Below are 21338 nucleotides of genomic sequence, written 5' to 3'. Positions count from 1 at the left end.
GACTTCTCCTGATGATTCGCTGCGCGTTTGCGCCGTCTTACATGGACGCGAGCTGTGCGACGTGATGCGACGCGTCCTCGGCGATGCGCGCCGCGTCGAACGGAAATTCGATGCCGCGCGGCACGTTGCGCGGCAGGAGCGCCAGCACGGCCGCGAAAACGGGATCGCCGGCGGCGGGCGCGACGGCGAAACGACGCGCGCCGGCGCCCGCGACCGCCTTGCAGTGGATGTACTCGACGTGGTCCGCGAGCTTGTGCGCGGCCTCGACGGGATCGACGCCCGGCCATTGCCAGTTGCCGATATCGAAGGTCATGCCGATGCGCTTGTGGTGGCCTTCTTTCGCGAGCGCATTGAACAGCCCGTCGAACTGCGCGAGCGAGCCGCCGCGCTCCAGTTGCCCGTTCTCGACCACGAGCCGCGCCGCGACGCCCTTCGTGCACGTGGCGATTGCGTCGCCGTGCGCGCGTCCCGCGAAACCGCCCAGTTGCAGCTTGACGAAGCGTGCGCCGAGCGCCGTCGCTTCGATCAGCGCTTCGCGCAGCGCGGCTTCGTCGAGCGCGCCATCGTGCGTGTAAAGCTCGGCGGGGGTCGAGTAGACCGACCACAGGCCTTTCGCCGCGATCGACTTGCCGAGCGCCGACAGCGCTTCCGCCGACGCCTCCGCTTCCAGTGCGAACAGCTCGCGGCGCACTTCGAATCCGGCCGCGCCGGCTTGCGCCGCCGTTTTCAGCCACGCGTGATGACCGTCCTTGCGGATCGCATCGGCCCCAAACGCACTCGCGACGATAACTACTTCCGGCATGCCGTCCACCTTGCTGTATTGCTCGAAAACGATCTTTGGAATCGGTTCCAAAGAAGAGTATCAAAAAAGCGCCTTGGCGCTTGCTGCGAATACTGCCGCGCCACGGCGCCTCACGCCATAGTGGTTATCCCCTAACGGCCGGACGCGCCCGTCGCAGGCCGCGCATCGCCGGTCAGGCACAGTTCGAGGAAGCGTCCGACGAGGCGCGACGGCGCGCTTGCATGCGGCACGAGGACCGAAAAGCGCCGTGTGAGCGGCTCCGGGCCGAGCGGCAGACGGCACAGCGCCTCGTTCTCGTGGCGCATCGACATGGCCGACACGAAACCGACGCCCATCCCCGCGCGCACGGCCTCCTTGACGCCCTCGACGCCTGCGATCGCCAGCGCGACGCGCATCGGCACGCCCGCCCGCGCGAACGCGCGCTCGATCAGTTGCCGCACCCCGGAGCCTTCCTCCCGCAGTACGAGCGCGTGTTCGCTCAGACCGGCGAGCGTGACGGCCTGCAGCCCGGCGGCGGCAAGCGGATGCGAACGCGGCATGATCGCGACGATCTCGTCCTCGTGCCAGGGATGCACGGCGGTATCGGGCGGCAAATCGCCGCCGACCTGCCCTTCGACCAGCGCGATATCGAACGACGCCAAAGCGCCGACGATATCCGCCGTGTTGCCGTCGTCCGTATGCACGGTGACGTCGGGATGGCGGCGCTGGAACGCGGCGATCAGATACGGCAGCAGGTAGCTGGCGGGCGTCGTGCTGGCGCCGATGCGCAGCGTGCCCTGCTCCATGCCGCGCAGCGCGTCGCGATACGCGTACGCCTGGCGGAACGTGTCGCGCAACCGCGTGGCGTAGCTGGCCAGTTGCTCGCCTGCGGGCGTGAGCCGCACGCCGCGGCCTTCGCGCAAGTAGAGCGGCTCGCCGAACTCATCCTGCAATTGCCGCAACTGGCCGGAGACCGCGGGCTGCGACAGATGCAATGCGAGCGCCGCACGGCTGATATTGCGATGCTCGGCGACGGCGGCGAACGTTATAAGCTGATCCGGTGTCATGGCCGTAAAGTATCAGATTAGCCGATATGTTTCATCCCAAATCACGATTTCTCATATCGATATATCTAAATTAGGATAAGGCCATCGAGTCAACCAACCTTTACCGAAGAGGTTGAAGCCATGTCCACCGCTAACACCGCTCACACCCATGCCGTTTCGACCGCGTCATCGACGCGCGGTCAGATCAACGGCATTCTGTTCGTCGCCCTGTTCGCCGCCGCCGTGACCCGCATCGCCGCGATTCCGTCGATTGCCAATCTGGGCATCAGCCCGCTGATCGTCGGCATCGTCGGCGGGATGATCTACGGCAACGCGCTCAAGGACGGCATGCCCGAAAGCTGGGCCGCCGGCGTCAATTTCTCGGCCCGTAAGCTGCTGCGCATCGCCGTCGCATTCTTCGGGCTGCGCGTGAGCATTCAGGAAATCGCGCAGGTCGGCCTGCCGGGTCTCGCCGAATCGCTGCTGATCGTGGTCAGCACGCTCGTGATCGGCACCTGGGCTGGCATGAAGCTGATGAAGCTCGACCGCGACAGCGCGTTGCTCACGGCAGCAGGCAGCGCAATCTGTGGTGCCGCCGCCGTGCTCGCGTTCGAATCCACCTTGCAATCGAAGCCGCACAAGAGCGCGATGGCCGTCGGCAGCGTGGTGCTGTTCGGCACGCTGTCGATGTTCCTCTACCCCGCGCTGCTGCGCGCCGGCATCCTCCATCTGGACACGACGGGCGTGGGCCTGTTCTTCGGCGGCACGATTCACGAAGTTGCGCAGGTGGTCGGCGCAGCCAGCAACGTGAGCCCGGAAGCGACGCATATCGCCACCATCGTCAAGATGACGCGCGTGATGCTGCTGGTGCCCGTGCTGCTGATCGTCGGCATGTGGGTGAACCGCTCGGCGCGTGGCGCCGCTTCGAAAGATGGCACCCAAGCGCCGCGCAAGCTCGCCGTGCCCTGGTTCGCACTCGGCTTCCTCGCCTGTGTCGCCGTGAACTCGCTGCATATCCTGCCCGAAGCCGCGACCAGCACGGTCAACATGCTCGACACCTTCGCGCTGACCATGGCCATGACGGCGCTCGGCATCGAAACGCGCCTCTCGCAGATCCGCGACGCCGGTCCCCGCGCGCTGACCACGGGCCTGATCCTGTACGTGTGGCTCTTCGCAGGTGGTCTCGGCATCACGTGGCTCGTCCAGCATCTGCTCGGTTAAGCCGGCACCTCTCCCGAACAAGCCCCGCCTCGTGCGGGGCTTTTGTGCTTTCCGGGCTGTCCCGGCGAGATTGCGCCGGCGCGCTCTTTTGCACTATGACAGGCACGCCAACTGCAAGCGTCGCGCGGCATACTTCTAGCTCCCTTCCGTGTGCAAACGTGGCGCGCTCCCGCGCCGCCGACAACCGAATGAGGACCGACCGATGACTTATCAGCTCTATTACTGGGATGGCTTGCAGGGCCGTGGCGAATTCGTGCGGCTGGCGCTGGAGGAAGCCCGCGCGGACTACGTGGAAGTGGCGCGCGGCGACGAACAGGACGGGCTCGGCACGGGCGCGATGATCGACGTGATGGACAGCCGGTCGGAAGCGTACCTGCCGTACGCGCCGCCCTTTTTGCAGGACGGCGACCTGATCATTTCGCAGACGGCGAACATCCTGTTCTACCTCGGGCCGAAGCTCAATCTCGCGCCCAAGGTCGAGAGCCTGCGCTACGTCGCGAACGGCCTGCAACTGACCATCGCCGACATGGTCACGGAAGCGCACGATACGCATCACCCGCTCGCGTCGGGCATGTACTACGAGGAACAGAAAGAGGCCGCGAAAATCCGCTCGACGGATTTCATCGACAACCGGATTCCGAAGTTCATGGGCTACTTCGAGCGCGTGCTGAAGCAGAACCCAGCTGGCGACAAACACATGGTCGGCGACACGCTGACGTATGTCGATCTGTCGATGTTCCAGCTGATCGACGGCCTGCATTACGCCTTTCCACGCGCGATGAAGCATTTCGGCGAGCGACATCCGCGCCTTGCCAGACTGCACGACGCGGTGCTCAAGCGGCCGAACATCGCCGCCTATCTCGATTCGGAACGGCGTCTGCCGTACAACGAAACCTGCGTGTTCCGGCATTACCCCGAACTCGACAAGGACGTGCGCTGAGATGAACTGACATCGTCCTTCGCCCACATTGCGGCGCGCATGCCGGTTAACGCCAGAGAACGCCTGGTAGCGCGCCCCTCTTCAACCTGTCGTCGCGCAATGCCGATACCATGCAAAGGCTTGCGCACCCATACCAACCCTAAACGCCCGCTCCTTCCGTGCTTTCATTCCTGCTGAGACTGCGCACCCGCGCCGCCCATCTTTTCCGCCTGTCCGATGCGCACACGATGCTGGTGTGGTCGGTGATCGTCGGCATCGTGGGCGCCTTCGCGACAATCGCCTTTCGCGAAGGCATCTCGCTGATGCAGCGCGCTTTCACCGGACAGGACGGCAGTCTCGTCGAAATGGCGCGGCGTCTGCCCATTGGGATGCGCATTGCGTTGCCCGCGCTGGGCGGGCTGGCTGCCGGCGTGCTGCTGGTCATCGCGCAGCGCGGCGCCGACAAGAAACAGCATACGGATTACATGGAAGCCGTCGTGATCGGCGATGGCGTCGTGCCCGTGCGCCTGAGCTTGTGGCGCAGCGCGTCGTCGCTGTTCACGATTTCGAGCGGCGGCTCGATCGGCCGCGAAGGCCCGATGGTGCAGCTGGCCGCGCTGTGTGCGTCACTGATCGGACGCGTCGTGCATTTCGATCCGCCGCGCCTGAAGCTGCTGGTCGCATGCGGGGCGGCGGCGGGCATCACGTCCGCGTACAGCGCGCCCATCGCGGGCGCGTTCTTCGTCACCGAACTCGTGCTCGGCTCGATCGCGATGGAAAGTTTCGGGCCCGTCGTGGTGGCGTCGGTGGTCTCGAACATCCTGATGCGCGAGTTCGCCGGATACAAGCCGCCTTACGAGATGCCCGTGTTCCCGCCTGTCGCGGGACTCGAAGTGCTGCTGTTCGTCGCGCTCGGCCTGCTGTGCGGCGCGGCCGCGCCGCAGTTCCTGCGCCTGATGGACACCACCAAGGCCGGCTTCCGGCGCCTGCCTCTTCCCCTCCCCGTGCGGCTCGCGCTCGGTGGGCTGATCGTCGGCATTCTGTCCGTGTGGACGCCCGAGGTGTGGGGCAACGGCTATAGCGTCGTCAACTCGATCCTGCATTCGCCGTGGACATGGTCGGCGCTCGTCGTCGTGCTCGTGTTCAAGCTGATTGCGACGGCGGCAACGGTCGGCTCGGGCGCGGTCGGCGGCATTTTCACGCCGACGCTCTTCTTTGGTGCAGTGCTCGGCTCGCTGTTCGGGCTCGGTATGAACGCGCTGTGGCCGCACGGGACGTCCGCGCCGTTCGCCTACGCGATGGTTGGCATGGGCGCGTTTCTCGCAGGTGCGACCCAGGCGCCGCTGATGGCGATCCTGATGATCTTCGAAATGACCTTGAGCTATCAGGTCGTGCTGCCGCTGATGGTGTCGTGCGTGGTCGCGTACTTCGCGGCGCGCGCGATCGGCAAGACGTCGATGTACGAGGTCACGCTGCACCGCAATCGCGAGGAACAGGAGCGCATGCGGCTGCGCGCGACGCAGATGCGCGAGCTGATCCGCCCGCCGCAAACCGTCGTGCAACCGGACGCGACCGTGCAGGACATGACGCGCGTGTTCCTCGAATACCCCGTCAAGTATCTCTATGTGACGGACGACAGCGGCTGCTTTCTCGGCGTGGTCGCGCTGAAGGACATCACCTCCGATCTGCTCGACAACCGCGACACGTCGGGGAAAACGGCGGCCGATTATCTGCAGCCGCATTTCGACGTGCTCACGCCCGACATGCCGATTGGCGTCGCGCTCCAGCACTTCATGGCGTTCCAGGGTGAGCGGTTGCCCGTCGTCGAAAGCGCAGCGCGGCCGACGCTCGCGGGCGTGGTCTACAAGACCTCGCTGCTCGATGCGTATTTCCGGATGAACCCTCGCTAGCGTTCATCCCTTTTGCGGCACGCGTCAGACGCATGGCAAAGCGCGTCAGGTTCCCTACAATGGATTGACCATGAACGAGCCGCAAGCCGCATCCCGCGATGTACGGCGCTGAGCAACGCCGGCGGAGATGCCCGCTCTGCGAGCGGGAGCGAAGATGAGCAAACCGTCCATCGATGCCGTGCGCCGCGACCATGCCGGCTGGATCTTCGTGCATATCGAAGGCGAGCCGTACGAGCGCGGCGAACAGCACGGCACATTGCTTGCCGCCGAAATCAAGAACGCAATCCACACCGCCCGCTATCTCGCGAAATGGGACACGGGCGAGGAATTCGACACGTTCGTCAATGCCGCCGTCGAACAGTTCGCGCCGCGCATCGACAGCGAATCCGCCGACGAGATCCAGGGCATCGCCGACGGCGCCAAACTCACGTTCGCCGAAGTGCTCGCGTGGAACGGTTATATGGACCTCCTACAAAGCTGGTGGCCGCAGCACGCCGCGCAGCAGAAGCCGCAACTCGGCCTGAAGCCGTGGCGCGGCCGGCGTGGACATCACTGTAGCGCGTTCATCGCGACGGGCAGCGCGACGCGGGACGGCCGCATCGTGATGGCACACAACTCGTGGGACCGCTACGCCGCGGGCGACGCGTTCAACGTCGTGTTCGACATCGTGCCCGCAGCGGGCAACCGCATTCTGATGCAGGGGCTGCCCGGCTGCATTTCGAGCCTGACGGATTTCTGGGTGACGTCGGCGGGCCTGATGGTGACGGAAACCACGATTTCGAATTTCGCGGGCTACAACGCGTCGGGCGCGCCGGAATTCTACCGCTCGCGGCACGCGACGCAGTACGCGAACAGCATCGGCGAATGGTGCGAAATGTTCGCGCTCGCGAACAACGGCGGCTACGCGAACAGCTGGCTGCTCGGCGATGCGAAAACGGGCGAAATCGCGCGCTATGAACTCGGCCTGCATTATTCCGGCTTCGAAAGCACGAAGGACGGCTTTTACAGCGGCTACAACACGGCCACCGATCTGAAAATCCGCAATCAGGAATGCACGGGCGAAGGCGAGGACTACACCGACGTGCGCAGGAACGGCGCGCGTCGTCTGCGTTTCATGCAACTGGAAGAGACGCATCGCGGCAAGATCGACGTCGAACTGGCGAAGCAGATGATCGCCGACCATCACGACGTCTATCTCGATCGCCCCGACAACCCGTGCTCGCGGACGATCTGCGGGCACCTGGAACTGGACGACCAGCGCTTCGGCAGTTCCGATCATGGCCCGTTCAATCCGTGGGGCGCGAACGACGGCAAGGTGGTCGACAGCGACATGGCGCGCGACATGGCGTTCTTCGCGCGCTGGGGCCATCCGTGCGGGCGGCCGTTCGATGCGCAGGCGTTCATGAAGCGCCATCCGCAGTGGAACTGGCTGAACGGCTATATGCGCGACCGGCCTTCGTGGCCGTGGACGCGCTTCGACGTGCTGCGCTGACAGTCGGCCCGCGGCGGGACGCCGGCGCACGCCTTGATGCAAGCCGGTTCCAGCCGGGTTAACGCCACCCGCTTTCTACATACAGGATGCGCTTCGCATCGCACGGACCCGCCTCGGCGCTGGCTCTGGCACACCCGTGCGACACGAAACCGCCTCAAACCTCCATCAACGGAAGCCGATTTCCGCGCTTCCCGGTGCCTCACCAGCGCTTGTAAAAATAACTGGCGTAATATGTGGGGGACGCGCGGTGCTCGCAGACGGCGACCGCGTGGGGCGGGCGCCTGTCGATCTTCCTCGCAATGGCATACCGCTTGCATGCAGTTCCTGCGCTGCCAGGCATAAGGAGGTCGAGCGATGAAAACCTCGACGCTGTTGATCATGGTGACGTTGTCCGCTTCGTGTTTTGCCGCGCCGGTGCATACGGCGACGGACGGCACGATCGACACGGCTGCCGCCCGCGCCAACGCTGCCCCCGTCGCGCCCGCCGCGCCGGACGTCGCGGCCCAGACCGATATCCGGCCCGAGCGATGGGAGCACATCGCCCTGCCGAAGTCTCGACATCTGGACCGGGGCTTCGTGGCACAGGACGAACATCTGCAGACATGACGGCGCGAGATACGTCGACCTCGATTCGCCTGGCGGATCGTCCCGCTCGCACCGGCCACTTTCAGAACAATGGAGCGCGAGCATGACGGGATCGGCTATTCCGGGTGAATCGATTGATCTGCAGATCGCAGATATTCTGAGCGGCGTCACCTACCCGCTGAACAAGGACGCGCTCGTCGATGCCGCGCGCGAAGCCGGCGCAAGCAACGAAGTGCTGTCGATGCTCGACGGCCTGCCCGAGCAGGACTACGCGGATATCAATGCGGTGACGAAGCTGATCGGCAGCAATTTCGGACCGGGCCTCGGCGTCTGACGGCGAAGCTATGCGGGACCCTGGTTCGACCGCCATGACGGCAACGCAAACGCCTTTGGACAGCGCGCCGCGCAACCACGACTGGATCCACCGCGCACCTGCGCAGGATGGCGTCGAGCGCATCGAGGCATTTTTTCAGCACAACGGCTACGCACTGCACCGGCACGATACTTACGCGATCGGTTGCACGCTCGCGGGCGTGCAGAGCTTTCATTACCGGCGCAGCGTGCGCAACAGCCTGCCCGGCGGCACGATGGTGCTGCATCCCGACGAAGCGCACGACGGCCAGGCCGGCACCGACGAAGGCTTTCGCTACCGGATGATCTACGTCGAGCCCGCGCTGTTCCAGGCGGCGCTGGGCGGCAAGCCGCTACCGTTCATCGAAGGCGGGTTGTCCGACGATCCACGTCTCGCGGCCGCGACGCAAGCGCTGCTGCAAGGCATCGACCGCGCGATGGACCCGCTCGAACAGGACGACGCGCTGTTCGACCTTGCGCATGCGCTGGACGCCGTATCGGGCGCGCGGCCACTGCGCGCTTCCGCCGATTTCCGCGCGGCGCAACTGGCGCGCGATTACCTGCATGGCGCGCTCGAACGCCCCGTGACGCTCGACGAACTGGCCGCCGCAAGCGGCCGCGACCGCTGGAGCCTGTCGCGCGATTTCCGCGCGTTCTTCGGCACCAGCCCGCATCGCTATCTGACGATGCGGCGCCTCGACGCCGCGCGCCAATCGATGCTGGGCGGCATGGCGCTCGTCGACGCCGCCGCGGCTGCGGGCTTCGCGGATCAGAGCCACATGACGCGGCACTTCGTGTCCGCGTACGGCGTGACGCCGTCGCGCTGGTTGCGGATGCTCAAGGCGCAGACCCGCTGAGGACACGGCGCGCTTGCACGAACGTTCAAGACGGACGCCCGGTCGCGTCACTACACTCCGTGGCATCGACTTTCAACACAAGGAAACGCGATGTCCACCCCCTATCTCCCCATCAATTTCGCCAGCAAGCTGAACCTGATCAACGACCAGTGGCAAGCGCGCGTGGTCGCCGAGATGAACGACTACCAGTTCAAGCTCGTCAAGATAGAAGGCGATTTCATCTGGCACGATCATGCCGATACGGACGAGACGTTCATCGTGCTCGACGGCGAACTGCGCATCGACTTTCGCGACGGCGCGGTGAAGCTTTCAGCGGGAGACATGTTCGTCGTGCCGAAGGGCAAGGAGCACAAGCCCTACGCAGAGAAAGAAGTGAAACTGCTGTTGATCGAGCCACGCGGCGTGAAGAACACGGGCAGCGAAACCAGCGAGCGCACGGCCGCCAACGACGTCTGGATCTGAGCAGGCCGCTCCCTACTCCATCGTCCTGCCGAACACGACGCGCGCAAAGAAATTGCCGAGCACTTCTTCTGCGCGCTCGCCTGAAAACCGTTGGGGATCGACGGTAAAGAAAAACTGCATGCCGTCGCACAGACCCATCAGGCCGAGCGCCAGTGTCTCGGCCGGCAGCGGCAGCGGCGTGCCGACGCGCACCGAAAACTCCGTGATGTACGCCGTCAGCTGCTCGAGCTTCTCATGCATGAACGCATTGAAGCGCACGCGGAATCGCACATCGCGCGCGGCGAGCAGCTTCGCCTCCACCCATAGCAGGAAGCACTTGTTCTCGCTCGGCATGCGGCTGTAGTAGCGCAGCACGCTCGCTTCCATATCTTCGCGCGTCGCATTCTCTTCGAAGATGTTCTGCAGATCCGCCTGCATCGACTCGTGATCGCGCCGCAACAACTCCAGGAACAGTTCGGGCTTGCTGCGGAAGTTCGAATAGAACGCGCCGCGCGTGTAACCCGCCGCCTCCGCGATGTCTTCGACGCTCGCCGCGACGAACCCCTTCTTCATGAAAATGGCCTGCGCAGCGTCGAGCAGACGCAGGCGCGTCTGGTCTTTGCTCTGTTCGCGTGTGAGTCGTTTGCGTTTCATATTTAACAGTCTAGCATCGTTCCCCGACAAGATTCAGTTTTGCATTCAGATACAGGTGTGTATTAGAATGCAAATCACCATCTGAAGCAACGAGCCGCGTCGCGATGCGTTATGAATCACTCGCGGCCCGCTTCGCTGCACGCCGTCGGTAGCCTCTGGCTTGCCGTATCCGTTTGCATCTCAGCCTGGGGGCATCGTGAATCGTTCCCGTCGTGGCGCGCCATCCATCGCGCGCAAGCAGTTCCGCCTGTCCGCCTCTGCTCCGTTGTTTCGCCGTACCCCGCTTGGCGTGCTCGTCCTCGTGGGCGCGCTGACACTCGCTGCGTGTCATAACAAGGAAACCGCTGCGCCCGCGCCGCGGCCTGTCGTCGCCGTCGCCGTGCATGCCGACGGCCAGCCGCTCGCAGCGTCGCTGCCGGGCGAAGTGCAGGCGCGCTATTCGACGCCGCTGTCGTTCCGTATCGCCGGCAAGATCATCGAGCGTCGCGTGCGGCTGGGCGACGTCGTGCAGAACGGCCAGATCGTCGCGCGGCTCGATCCCGCCGACGCGCAGAAGAACGCCGCCAGCGCCGCCGCGCAACTCGAAGCGGCGCAGCACCGGCTCGTCTATGCGAAGCAGCAACTCGACCGCGACCGCGCGCAGGCACGCGAGAATCTGATTGCGCAGACGCAACTGGAGCAGACGGAAGATGCATACGCGTCCGCCGCCGCGCAACGCGATCAGGCGCAGCAACAGGCCGCACTCGCGAAAGACCAGCTTCAATACGCGACCCTCACCGCCGATCACGCGGGCGTCATCACGGCCGAACAGGCGGATACGGGGCAGAACGTGTCGGCGGGACAGGCCGTCTACAACCTCGCATGGTCGGGCGATGTCGACGTCGTCTGCGACGTGCCTGAAGGCGCGCTCGCATCGCTGCGCGTCGGACAGATGGCGACCGTCAAGCTCGGCGCGCTGCCCGGCCGCACCTTCAATGCGCGCGTGCGCGAACTGTCGCCTGCCGCCGATCCGCAAAGCCGCACCTATCGCGCGAAGCTCACGCTCGATCACCCGGGGCCCGATGTGCGCCTCGGCATGACGGCCGATATCGACTTCACGCACGACAACGCCGCTGCGCACGCAAGCCTGTATACATTGCCCGCCACGGCGCTCTTTCATGACGGCACGCAGCCCGCAGTCTGGATCGTGAAGAGCGGCAGCGATCAGCTCGAACTGCGTCGCGTGCAGGTCGCGCATTACGCTGAACGGACCGTCGCGATCTCGCAGGGTTTGAATGAAGGCGAGCGCGTCGTATGGCAAGGCGTGCACACGGTGACGGCGGGCGAGAAAGTCCGCGTCGTGCCGCCGTTGCATCCCGAGGATTTCGCGTCATGAGCGCAGTGCATGACGAAGAAGGACGCTTCAACCTGTCCGCGTGGGCGCTGCGTCATCAGGCGCTGGTCGTGTTTCTGATCACGCTGGCGACGGCGTTCGGCATCCTCGCCTATACGAAGCTCGCGCAATCGGAAGATCCGCCGTTCACGTTCCGCGTGATGGTGATCCGTACGTTCTGGCCCGGCGCGACCGCGCGCCAGGTACAGGAAGAAGTCACCGACCGCATCGGCCGGAAACTCCAGGAAACGCCAGCGATCGATTTTCTGCGCAGCTATTCGCGCCCCGGTGAATCGCTGATCTTCTTTACGATGAAGGACTCGGCGCCCGTCAAGGACGTGCCTGAAACCTGGTATCAGGTGCGCAAGAAAGTCGGCGATATCGCGCAGACGCTGCCGCAAGGCGTTCAGGGCCCGTTCTTCAACGACGAGTTCGGCGACGTCTACACGAACATCTATACGCTCGAAGGCGACGGCTTTTCGTCCGCACAACTGCACGACTACGCCGATGAACTGCGCACAGTGCTGCTGCGTGTGCCGGGCGTCGGCAAGGTCGATTATTTCGGCGATCCCGACCAGCACATCTATGTCGAGATCACGAACACGCAGTTGACGCGTCTCGGCATTTCGCCGAATCAGCTCGCGCAGGCGATCAACTCGCAGAACAGCGTCTCGCCTTCCGGCACGCTGACGACCTACGACGACCGCGTGTTCGTGCGCCCCACGGGGCAATTCAAAGACCTGAACGCGCTCGCCGACACGCTGATCCGCATCAACGGCCGCTCCTTCCGGCTCGGCGATATCGCGACCATCAAACGCGGCTACGATGATCCGCCCGTCACGCAGATGCGTTTCCAGGGCAAGCCGGTGCTCGGCATCGGCGTGACGATGCAGCCTGGCGGCGACGTGATCCGGCTCGGCACGTCGCTCGACGAAAAGATGAAGGACTTGCAGGCGCATCTGCCCGCAGGGTTGAAGCTCGTCGAAGTATCGAGCATGCCGCACGCCGTCGCGCACTCCGTCGACGACTTCCTAGAAGCCGTCGCCGAAGCCGTGGCAATCGTGCTGGTCGTGAGTCTCGTGTCGCTGGGCGTGCGCACGGGGATGGTGGTCGTGATCTCGATTCCCGTCGTGCTCGCCGTGACGGCGCTGTGCATGTATCTGTTCGATATCGGCTTGCATAAGGTGTCGCTGGGTACGCTGGTGCTCGCGCTCGGCCTGCTCGTCGACGACGCCATCATCGCCGTCGAAATGATGGCCGTGAAACTCGAACAGGGCTGGAAGCGCACGCGCGCCGCAGCGTACGCCTATACGAGCACCGCGTTTCCGATGCTGACGGGGACCCTCGTCACCGTGTCCGGCTTTCTGCCCATTGCGCTCGCGAAGTCGAGCACGGGCGAATACACGCGCTCGATTTTCGAGGTGTCGGCGATTGCGCTGATCGCGTCATGGCTTGCGGCCGTCGTGCTGATTCCGATGCTCGGCTATCACCTGCTGCCCGAGCGCAAACGCCAGGCGCACGAACCCGAGGACCACGAACACGACATCTACGAAACGCGCTTCTATCGACGTTTGTCAGGCTGGATCACGTGGTGCATCGAGCGGCGCTTCGTCGTGCTCGCGATTACGGTGATTCTGTTCGTCGTGTCGCTCGCGGGCTTCTCGATCGTGCCACAACAGTTCTTCCCGAGTTCCGACCGGCCCGAACTGCTCGTCGATGTGCGGCTGCCCGAGGGCGCGTCGTTCCAGGCAACCTTGCGCCAGGCGCAGCGCATCGAAAAAGCCCTTGAAGGCCGGCCCGAAATCGATCATTCGGTGAACTTCGTCGGCTCGGGCGCGCCGCGCTTCTATCTGCCGCTCGACCAGCAATTGCAGCAGCCGAACTTCGCGCAGTTCGTCATCACCGCGAAGTCGGTCGAAGATCGCGAGAAGCTCGCGCGCTGGCTCGAACCGAAACTGCGCAACGATTTCCCCGCGATCCGCACGCGTCTGTCGCGCCTCGAAAACGGCCCGCCTGTCGGTTATCCCGTGCAGTTCCGCGTAAGCGGCGACGACATCGCGACGGTGCGCTCGATTGCCGAAAAGGTGGCCGCAACGATGCGCGCGAACCCGGGCACGGCGAATGTGCAGTTCGACTGGGACGAACCCGCTGAGCGCTCGGTGCGCTTCGAGGTTGATCAGAAGAAGGCGCGCGAGTTGGGCGTGACGTCGGCGGATGTATCGAGCTTTCTGGCGATGACGCTGTCGGGCTACACGGTCACGCAGTACCGCGAGCGCGACAAGCTGATCAGCGTCGATCTGCGCGCGCCGAAGAACGAGCGCGTCGACCCGTCGCAACTGCTGACGCTCGCGATGCCGACGCCCAACGGCTCCGTGCCGCTCGGCGCACTCGGCCGCATGCGCGACGATCTGGAGTATGGCGTGATCTGGGAACGCGACCGCCAGCCGACGATCACCGTGCAGTCCGACGTGCGCGGCAACGCGCAAGGCATCGATGTCACGCATGCCGTCGACAAGCAACTCGCGCAGATCCGCTCGACACTGCCAGTGGGCTACCGGATCGAGATCGGCGGCTCGGTCGAGGAAAGCGCGAAGGGACAGACGTCGATCAATGCGCAGATGCCGATCATGATCATTGCCGTGCTGGTGTTGCTGATGATCCAGTTGCAAAGCTTCGCGCGCGTGCTGATGGTCGTACTGACTGCGCCGCTCGGGTTGATCGGCGTGGTCGCGACCTTGCTGCTGTTCGGCAAGCCTTTTGGCTTCGTCGCGATGCTCGGCGTAATCGCGATGTTCGGCATCATCATGCGTAACTCGGTGATTCTCGTCGATCAGATCGAGCAGGACATCGCGCAGGGACACAAGCGCTTCGATGCGATCGTCGGCGCGACGGTGCGGCGTTTCCGGCCGATCACATTGACGGCGGCGGCCGCCGTGCTCGCGCTGATTCCGCTGTTGCGCTCGAACTTCTTCGGCCCGATGGCGACGGCGTTGATGGGCGGCATTACGAGCGCGACCGTGCTCACGCTGTTCTATCTGCCGGCGCTGTATGCCGCGTGGTTCCGCGTGCGCGGCGACGAGCGCGATCCGCGCCCTGAGCCGTCCGCACATTCGGGGAACTGACATGAGCCTTCTTTCGATGACCCGTACGCCTTTCGCCGTAGCCGTAGCCGTTGCCTGCATGTTCGTGGCGGCCTGTTCATTCGGACCGAACGGCAATCCGCCTGCGATGCCTGAGCCTGCGCACTACGGCGCCGATCCGCAACCGACGCAAACGGTGCCTGCGCAGGGCGTCACGCAGCAGTTCGTGGTGGGCGCGAAGGCGGTGCCGCAATGGTGGCGCACGTTCGAATCGGATCAGCTGAACACGCTCGTCGACGAAGGGCTGCGCAACAGCCCGACGCTCGCCGCCGCTGACAAGAGCCTGACGGCCGCGCGCGAGCAGTTGCGCGCGCAGATCGGCAGCAACATGTTGCCGACCATCGACGCGGGCGGTCAGGCGGCTCGCCAGCGCGCACTCGCGATTCCGGAGATCGGGCCGAATACGTTTCTGTACAACACGTTCGTCGGCCAGTTGCAGGCGCAATACACGTTCGATATTTTCGGCGCATCGCGGCTCGCGAATGCGGCGCTTGCGTCGCGCGTGAACGTACAGGCGTACCAGTTCGACGCGGCGCGGCGCGCGCTGGCCTCGAACATCGTGGCTGCCGCGATTTCCGCGGCGACGCTCGATGCGCAGGTGCAAACGACCGAGCGGCTGGTTGCGCTCGCCAATGACCAGGCGCGCGACACGCAGCGCCGCTACGATCTCGGCGCGGTGTCGCACAGCGATCTGCTGAGCGCGCAGCAAAGCGCAGCGTCGCTTGCCGCAAGTCTGCCTGCGGCGCGCCAGCAGTTGCTGACGACGCGGCATGCGCTTGCGGTGCTGCTCGGACGTACACCGGATGCGGCGCCGCCTGCGCTCGATCTTGCTTCGCTGCATGTGCCGGAGCAGGTGCCTGTCTCGGTGCCTTCAGATCTGCTGCAGGCGCGCCCCGATATTCAGGCGGCAGATGCGACGCTTAAAGCCGCTGCCGCCGATGTCGGCGTAGCGACGGCGCAGATGTTTCCTAGCCTGACGCTGAGTGCGTCGATGGGGCAAGGCGGGTTTAGTTGGCCTGTTGCGCTGTCGGGGGCGGGGGCGATCTGGAGCATCGGTGCGTCGATCACGCAGCCGATTTTTCATGGTGGTGCGTTGTTTGCGCAGCGGCGCGCGGCCGTCGCTTCGTATGAGGCTGCGACGTCGCAGTACAAGCAGACGGTGCTGGCGGCGTTTCAGAATGTGGCCGATACGCTCGCTGCTTTGGAGCATGATGCACAGTCGCTCGATGCCGCCAATGTCGCGGCGCGTGCGGCGCGGCAGTCGTTCGATGAGACGTCGGCGCGGTATCGGCTGGGCGCCGTGCCGGTTACCGCTTCCCGGTCTAGCGAGCAGCAGTATCGCAATGCGCGGCTTGATGAGATCCGGTATACGGGTGCGAGGTTGAATGACACGGCGGCGTTGTTTCAGGCGATGGGGAATCCACCGGTCGATGAGGCGGCGTCGGCGCCCGCCGTTGTTGCGCGGTGAATTTTTTGGTGGTGGCCGGTCGGCGTGTTATCAACAGTTTTTGTTCACAGGCTTGTTGATATCTTCTGAATAGGTGAGATAAGTCGTTGAGCGTGCATCGAAATATGCTTTTGGTGTGCGGATGGTTTTTTTGGTTTGTCTTTTTTGCGTGTTGCGGCTAGGCGCCGTGGACGGTTTTGGTTTTGGTTTTGGTTTTGGTTTTGGTTTTGGTTTTGGTTTTGGTTTTGGTTTTCCTGCCTGTGCGCTGGCATCCGCGATTTGTTATCTTGCTTCAGGCGTTGCCCCTGTGCGGGGCGGCACCTACTTTTCTTTGCCGCCGCAAAGAAAAGTAGGCAAAAGAAAGCGGCTCACACCGCCAGCCCGTGTTCCTATCCACGGGCCCCCAACGTCCCCATCCTTCACACGGCAGTGCCCCTGCCCGGTGCTCGTTGCCAACGCTTCGAACAATCGCTTCACCTGCTTCAGGCGCCCGTACAACGGCAAGCGGCAGCTAATGGTTGGTGCCGCCCAGGTGGCAAACTATGTGTAGGTTGTCGCGTGGCGTAGCCTGGTGCTCTTACCGGGTGGGACGCGTGCGCTATCAGTCCGACGTGAGGCGTGTGAGGCGCTATGGCCTACACACAGTTTGCCACCTGGGCGGCGGCAGACTGTCCGACGCGGCGTGCTGAGACGCGGGCACATGAAGTGGGTGAGGCGTACAGGGAGAACGTTGGCAACGGGCGCGAACCAAAGCGTTGCCGTTTGAGCTGCAAGACCCGTTGGGGGCCCTCAGGCAAAAACACGTGCTGGCGGTGTTAGCCGCTTTCTTTTGCCTACTTTTCTTTGCGGCGGCAAAGAAAAGTAGGTGCCGCCCCGCACAGGGGCAACGCTTGCGAACCAATAACATCACGCGGATGCCCACAAAAACACAAGCAAACCCAAAACCGCCCGCGCAGCGCAAAAAACCAAACCTCTACGGCTTATTCGACTCAAACAAATCCATAATCTGCTTCTTCTCAGTCGAAGTAACGTTTGGAGGCGGCGGCGCTGGCGGCGTCATGCCCGCGGGCCCAACCGTGCCAACGGCATCTCCACCACTAGCAAGCGGATTCGCCGAATCCATCCCGATACTCGCCACAAAGCCGCTTCCAGGCGTCATATCCGCATAGAACAACTCACCATCGACGGACGTCACACCCTGAGGGATCTCAGGCTCAGCCTGAGGAACACCACGCAGCGCACGCTGCATATACTCGACCCAGATTGGCAACGCCAGCTGCGCGCCAAACTCGCGGCTACCGAGTGACTTCGGCTGGTCATAACCCATCCACGCAACCGCCACGAGCGACTGCTGATAGCCCGCGAACCAGCCGTCCTTCGCATCGTTCGTCGTACCCGTCTTGCCCTGCAGGTCGTTACGATGCAGCACGTTCGTGCCCGCACCCGTACCGGCCGTCGCGACCGAGTGCAACAGGCTGTTCATGATGTACGCATTACGCGGCTCCAGCGTGCGCGGCGCATCCTTGCCCGCCGTCAGCGGCTGCGCACGCGACAGCGGTTGACCATGTGCATCATCCACTTCGCCGATCAGATACGGATTGATCCGGTAGCCGCCGTTCGCGAACACGCTATACGCACCCGCCGATTGCAGCGGCGTCACCAGACCAGCGCCCAGCGCCATGGGCAGATACGGCGGCGTCTTGTCGGCGTCGAAGCCGAAACGCTGCGTAACGAAATCCTGCGCGTATTTCGTGCCGATATACGACAGGATGCGGATCGACACGAGGTTCTTCGACTTCTGCAGCGCGAGACGCATCGGCATCGGACCATCCGGCTGATCGTCGTCCTTCGGTTCCCACGCGTCGCCACCCGGCGCGCTCGGCGGGAAGTACAGCGGCGCATCGTTGATGATCGTCGCCGGTCCGAGGCCCTTGTCGAGCGCCGCCGAATAGATGAACGGCTTGAAGCTCGAACCCGGCTGACGCCATGCCTGCGTCACATGGTTGAACTTGTTCTTGTTGAAATCGAAGCCGCCGACCAGCGCGCGGATCGCGCCGTCCTGCGGCGTCATCGACACCAGCGCACCTTCCACCTGCGGCAACTGCGTGATCTGCCAGTTGCCGTTCGCATCGGCGATCAGGCGCACGATCGAGCCCGGCCGGATGCGCTGCGCCTGCGCTGCGCGCGCCGACAGCGCGCCCGCCGCGAAACGCAAGCCCTCGCCCGTCACGTTCGCCTGCGTGCCGTCGAGCAACTGCGCCTTCACTTCCTTCGGCGTCGCCGACGTCACGACGGCAGCAATGATCTCGCCGTTGTCCGGATGATCGTTCAGCGCGTCTTCGATGGCTTCGTCACGCTCGTCTCCGGCAGCCGGCAGTTCGACAAAGCCTTCCGGACCGCGATAGCCGTGACGGCGCTCGTAGTCCATCACGCCCTTGCGCACGGCGAGATAGGCGGCTTCCTGATCGGCGGAATCGATCGTCGTCGTGACGTTCAGGCCGCGCGTGTAGGTCTCGTCCTTGTACTGCGCGTACATCATCTGGCGCACCATCTCCGCGATGTACTCGGCGTGCACGCTGTACTCGTTGCCCGCCGTCTTCGTGCGGATCTCTTCCTTGATAGCCTGGTTGTACTGGTCTTGCGTGATGTAGTTCAGATCGAGCATCCGCTTCAGGATGTACTCCTGGCGAATCTTCGCGCGCTTCGGATTGACGACCGGGTTGTACGCGGACGGCGCCTTCGGCAGCCCCGCGAGCATCGCGGCCTGCGCAAGCGTGATGTCCTTCAGATCCTTGCCGAAGTACACGCGCGCCGCGGCCGCGAAGCCGTAGGCGCGCTCGCCCAGATAGATCTGGTTCATGTACAGCTCGAGAATCTGATCCTTCGTGAGGGCGCGCTCGATCTTGTACGCGAGCAGCATTTCATAGATCTTGCGCGTGTACGTCTTTTCGCTGGACAGGAAGAAGTTGCGCGCGACCTGCATCGTGATCGTGCTCGCGCCCTGGGACGAACCGCCATGCGCGAGGTCCGCGAAACCCGCGCGCAGAATGCCGATGAAATCGACGCCACCATGCTCGTAGAAACGGTAGTCCTCGATCGCGAGCACGGCCTTCTTCTGCACGTCGGGGATGTCCTGGAAGCGCACGAGGCTGCGGCGCTCCTCGCCGAATTCGCCGATCAGCACATGGTCCGCCGTATAGATGCGCAGCGGCACTTTCGGGCGGTAGTCGGTGAGCGCGTCGAGCGACGGCAATTGCGGCCCCATCACGACGAGCGCGTAGCCGATGATCAGCGCGCCGACCACCGCGAGCGTCGCGAACAGCCCGGCGAACCATAACGCGATCGTGCCGCCTATCGAACGGCCGGAACCGCCTGAACGGGCACCGCGTCCGCGCTCATCGCGATCGTCTTCTTCGCGCTGCGCGTAGCGGTAATCGCGACTCGGGTTGTCGTTGCTGCCGAAAGATGGCTCGCGGCCTGAATGCCCTGAGGAGCTGGAAGAATGCGGTCGTTTGATGATTGGCATGACTGGAATGATGGGCGCTACCTACACGCCTGAGTTGCACGCGCGGTGCGCCTGAATCGTGATCGTGGCGCCGCTCCCGCGACTTAACGCGCAGCCGCGGCACCGTTGCGCGCCAGATCGGCGCCTGCCGCCAATCCAACGGCGGCCATGCGTGGGACGCCCGAGCGCGGCAAAGCGCCATATGACGACGTCCTCTGCCTGACGATTGCCACCGCATGGTACCGGCTATTTCACCCCGCCCCGGCCGGCCGCACGGCGCGCCCAGGCAGTGTCTGGCGCAACGTAACAGCGCATTTTAAAGAAATCAAGCGGCGCGGAAGGTGATTTTTTTGTAAGAATTCCCTCACGATTGCGCCCCGATGTAAGAAAAAACACTGTGCGGCGCCACGCGAGTCCGCGCGTCCCGCGCCGTGCGGTTATCAACAGAAAATGTTCACAGCCCTGTGGACAATACTCGTGCAAGTGCAGCAACTCATTGATGTGACAGCCATTTTACTGGCCGCCCGATTTACGCCCGCGCGCAACCGCGCGCCGCGTTTTAGTCTTATGATGATTTGACGTGCGCCAAGCAGGACTCGCCACCCTGCCCGGATTCCTCCGCAGTTCGACACCAACAAAGAACGCGAGCCGATCTATGAACAAGCCTAGCGAACGCATCGTCGTCTTCGTCAGCCCCGCCCAGAAGCGCGCCATCTCCACGACGGCGGAGAGCCTCGGCATCAGCGTCAGCGAGCTGATGCGGCGCGCAGTGCTGAGCTTCGGCGCGACCAGCGAGCAGGTCAAGGCGGCAAGCATCGTCGACCGGTTGCGCGCGCCGCGCGAACCCGATGCGCTGAACGAAGCCTTGCAACGCGTCGCCCGCGCGAGCAAGCATCTGCGACAAGCCACGCCGGCCGCGCTCCGCTCGCCCGCGCCGAGCGGCAAACACGCGCCGACTGAAAACGATACCGTCTTCGCCGCCTCCGGCATGCCTCAGGAGGCGCTCGCTCCCATCGATGTCGCCGCGCCCGTCGGCGCGCTCACGACGCCCGTCGTGTCCGTTACGCTCGACGGCACGGACGACGACGCGGCCGCTCAGGCGGCCGCGCGCGTGGCGGCTGCGAAAGCCGCCGCGCTGGCGTCGCACGACGCTGCCGCCGATACAACGCAAGCCACCGACACGCGCTCGCCATCCAGCGCGCCCACACTGGTCTCGTCGAAACGCAATGCCGCAAGCAAACGTCAGCAGGCGCGCGAAGACGACGAACCGGGCATCGATTCCGCCGAGGGCAGCGGCCACTTCGCCTGAGTTCGCGGCGATACGCAGCCTAAGCGCGTCGTGCTCGCAGACGCTGCATCGTCGGCTATCCGAAAGAATTCGATCACGCGATTTGACAAATCCGCGCACTGATTCGTTCATCACGTTGCGTATGCGCGCGCACGTCGCAAAGATTGCGAAAGCATCGGCTGAAAGGCGCAGGAAATCGCGTTTTAAGACCGTTTTAAGAGTACGCGTGGTGTAATATCCGCGAGCTGTTGAATAGCCGGTCATGCATCGATTGCAAAGCGCGTGCGAAGCGTCGAAGCGCGCGTCGCGGCAAGTTAAATATGCGTGCA

The 21338-nt window shown here is 64.1% G+C and carries 17 protein-coding genes; 13 read left to right on the top strand and 4 right to left on the bottom strand.

The window, feature by feature from the left end; all coding sequences use genetic code 11:
• Positions 1–37: 37 nt before the first annotated feature.
• Positions 38–802 (bottom strand): sugar phosphate isomerase/epimerase family protein, encoded by a 765-nt coding sequence (locus PPGU16_RS06975; protein ID WP_180722263.1) that lies wholly within the window; start codon positions 800–802, stop codon positions 38–40.
• Positions 803–933: 131 nt separating this feature from the next.
• Positions 934–1848 (bottom strand): LysR family transcriptional regulator, encoded by a 915-nt coding sequence (locus PPGU16_RS06970; RefSeq protein WP_180722262.1) that lies wholly within the window; start codon positions 1846–1848, stop codon positions 934–936.
• A gap of 120 nt (positions 1849–1968) precedes the next feature.
• On the opposite strand from PPGU16_RS06970, the gene PPGU16_RS06965 reads away from it, so the two are divergent.
• The 8 genes from PPGU16_RS06965 to PPGU16_RS06930 all read left to right on the top strand — a co-directional run bounded on the left by PPGU16_RS06965 (position 1969) and on the right by PPGU16_RS06930 (position 9624).
• Complete coding sequence (locus PPGU16_RS06965) at positions 1969–3048, top strand: YeiH family protein (protein WP_180722261.1); 1080 nt, start codon at positions 1969–1971, stop codon at positions 3046–3048.
• 202 nt (positions 3049–3250) lie between these two features.
• Positions 3251–3988 carry a glutathione S-transferase gene (locus PPGU16_RS06960; protein WP_079499738.1) on the top strand — a complete coding sequence of 246 codons (738 nt, stop codon included), beginning with the start codon at positions 3251–3253 and terminating at the stop codon, positions 3986–3988.
• A gap of 158 nt (positions 3989–4146) precedes the next feature.
• Positions 4147–5877, top strand: coding sequence for a ClcB-like voltage-gated chloride channel protein (locus PPGU16_RS06955; protein ID WP_180722260.1), 1731 nt, complete (start codon positions 4147–4149; stop codon positions 5875–5877).
• A 154-nt stretch (positions 5878–6031) separates the two neighbouring features.
• On the top strand, positions 6032–7369 hold the full coding sequence (locus PPGU16_RS06950) for a C45 family autoproteolytic acyltransferase/hydrolase (RefSeq protein ID WP_180722259.1): 1338 nt from the start codon (positions 6032–6034) through the stop codon (positions 7367–7369).
• Positions 7370–7723: 354 nt separating this feature from the next.
• On the top strand, positions 7724–7975 hold the full coding sequence (locus PPGU16_RS06945) for a hypothetical protein (protein WP_007588325.1): 252 nt from the start codon (positions 7724–7726) through the stop codon (positions 7973–7975).
• An 82-nt stretch (positions 7976–8057) separates the two neighbouring features.
• A complete protein-coding gene (locus tag PPGU16_RS06940) occupies positions 8058–8288 on the top strand; it encodes a DUF2795 domain-containing protein (RefSeq protein ID WP_180722258.1) in 231 nt (76 codons plus the stop codon).
• Between the two features lie 34 nt (positions 8289–8322).
• Complete coding sequence (locus tag PPGU16_RS06935; RefSeq protein ID WP_243460574.1) at positions 8323–9162, top strand: AraC family transcriptional regulator; 840 nt, start codon at positions 8323–8325, stop codon at positions 9160–9162.
• A 90-nt stretch (positions 9163–9252) separates the two neighbouring features.
• Positions 9253–9624 carry a cupin domain-containing protein gene (locus PPGU16_RS06930; RefSeq protein WP_180722256.1) on the top strand — a complete coding sequence of 124 codons (372 nt, stop codon included), beginning with the start codon at positions 9253–9255 and terminating at the stop codon, positions 9622–9624.
• A 12-nt stretch (positions 9625–9636) separates the two neighbouring features.
• Here PPGU16_RS06930 and PPGU16_RS06925 read toward each other — a convergent pair whose 3' ends face one another.
• Positions 9637–10257 (bottom strand): TetR/AcrR family transcriptional regulator, encoded by a 621-nt coding sequence (locus tag PPGU16_RS06925; RefSeq protein WP_180722255.1) that lies wholly within the window; start codon positions 10255–10257, stop codon positions 9637–9639.
• A gap of 247 nt (positions 10258–10504) precedes the next feature.
• On the opposite strand from PPGU16_RS06925, the gene PPGU16_RS06920 reads away from it, so the two are divergent.
• The 4 genes from PPGU16_RS06920 (at position 10505) to PPGU16_RS06905 (ending at position 16766) form a co-directional block, all read left to right on the top strand.
• Positions 10505–11632 (top strand): efflux RND transporter periplasmic adaptor subunit, encoded by a 1128-nt coding sequence (locus tag PPGU16_RS06920; RefSeq protein ID WP_434064418.1) that lies wholly within the window; start codon positions 10505–10507, stop codon positions 11630–11632.
• Entirely contained in the window at positions 11629–14751 is a 3123-nt protein-coding gene (locus tag PPGU16_RS06915; RefSeq protein WP_180722254.1) for an efflux RND transporter permease subunit, read from the top strand. The genes PPGU16_RS06920 and PPGU16_RS06915 overlap by 4 nt, the downstream gene beginning before the upstream one ends.
• Before the next feature lies 1 nt (position 14752).
• A complete protein-coding gene (locus tag PPGU16_RS06910) occupies positions 14753–16237 on the top strand; it encodes an efflux transporter outer membrane subunit (protein ID WP_180722253.1) in 1485 nt (494 codons plus the stop codon).
• Between the two features lie 121 nt (positions 16238–16358).
• On the top strand, positions 16359–16766 hold the full coding sequence (locus PPGU16_RS06905) for a hypothetical protein (RefSeq protein ID WP_180719571.1): 408 nt from the start codon (positions 16359–16361) through the stop codon (positions 16764–16766).
• Positions 16767–17189: 423 nt separating this feature from the next.
• On the opposite strand, the gene PPGU16_RS06900 is transcribed toward PPGU16_RS06905, so the two are convergent.
• Positions 17190–19742, bottom strand: a complete 2553-nt coding sequence (locus tag PPGU16_RS06900) for a penicillin-binding protein 1A (RefSeq protein WP_180722252.1) — start codon at positions 19740–19742, stop codon at positions 17190–17192.
• Positions 19743–20376: 634 nt separating this feature from the next.
• On the opposite strand from PPGU16_RS06900, the gene PPGU16_RS06895 reads away from it, so the two are divergent.
• A complete protein-coding gene (locus tag PPGU16_RS06895) occupies positions 20377–21030 on the top strand; it encodes a hypothetical protein (protein ID WP_180722251.1) in 654 nt (217 codons plus the stop codon).
• The last annotated feature ends 308 nt before the right edge of the window (positions 21031–21338 follow it).

The sequence above is a fragment of the Paraburkholderia largidicola genome (assembly GCF_013426895.1).
Lineage (GTDB): Bacteria > Pseudomonadota > Gammaproteobacteria > Burkholderiales > Burkholderiaceae > Paraburkholderia > Paraburkholderia largidicola.
The sequence above is the reverse complement of the archived record's forward strand: the minus strand, read 5'-3'. Positions and strand labels throughout refer to the sequence as shown.

Bases quoted from the DNA above. Each gene is read 5' to 3' on its own strand.
- PPGU16_RS06975 (WP_180722263.1), bottom strand. From the start codon at position 802: ATGCCGGAAGTAGTTATCGTCGCGAGTGCGTTTGGGGCCGATGCGATC.
- PPGU16_RS06970 (WP_180722262.1), bottom strand. From the start codon at position 1,848: ATGACACCGGATCAGCTTATAACGTTCGCCGCCGTCGCCGAGCATCGC.
- PPGU16_RS06965 (WP_180722261.1), top strand. From the start codon at position 1,969: ATGTCCACCGCTAACACCGCTCACACCCATGCCGTTTCGACCGCGTCA.
- PPGU16_RS06960 (WP_079499738.1), top strand. From the start codon at position 3,251: ATGACTTATCAGCTCTATTACTGGGATGGCTTGCAGGGCCGTGGCGAA.
- PPGU16_RS06950 (WP_180722259.1), top strand. From the start codon at position 6,032: ATGAGCAAACCGTCCATCGATGCCGTGCGCCGCGACCATGCCGGCTGG.
- PPGU16_RS06945 (WP_007588325.1), top strand. From the start codon at position 7,724: ATGAAAACCTCGACGCTGTTGATCATGGTGACGTTGTCCGCTTCGTGT.
- PPGU16_RS06940 (WP_180722258.1), top strand. From the start codon at position 8,058: ATGACGGGATCGGCTATTCCGGGTGAATCGATTGATCTGCAGATCGCA.
- PPGU16_RS06935 (WP_243460574.1), top strand. From the start codon at position 8,323: ATGACGGCAACGCAAACGCCTTTGGACAGCGCGCCGCGCAACCACGAC.
- PPGU16_RS06930 (WP_180722256.1), top strand. From the start codon at position 9,253: ATGTCCACCCCCTATCTCCCCATCAATTTCGCCAGCAAGCTGAACCTG.
- PPGU16_RS06925 (WP_180722255.1), bottom strand. From the start codon at position 10,257: ATGAAACGCAAACGACTCACACGCGAACAGAGCAAAGACCAGACGCGC.
- PPGU16_RS06915 (WP_180722254.1), top strand. From the start codon at position 11,629: ATGAGCGCAGTGCATGACGAAGAAGGACGCTTCAACCTGTCCGCGTGG.
- PPGU16_RS06910 (WP_180722253.1), top strand. From the start codon at position 14,753: ATGAGCCTTCTTTCGATGACCCGTACGCCTTTCGCCGTAGCCGTAGCC.
- PPGU16_RS06905 (WP_180719571.1), top strand. From the start codon at position 16,359: ATGGTTTTTTTGGTTTGTCTTTTTTGCGTGTTGCGGCTAGGCGCCGTG.
- PPGU16_RS06900 (WP_180722252.1), bottom strand. From the start codon at position 19,742: ATGCCAATCATCAAACGACCGCATTCTTCCAGCTCCTCAGGGCATTCA.
- PPGU16_RS06895 (WP_180722251.1), top strand. From the start codon at position 20,377: ATGAACAAGCCTAGCGAACGCATCGTCGTCTTCGTCAGCCCCGCCCAG.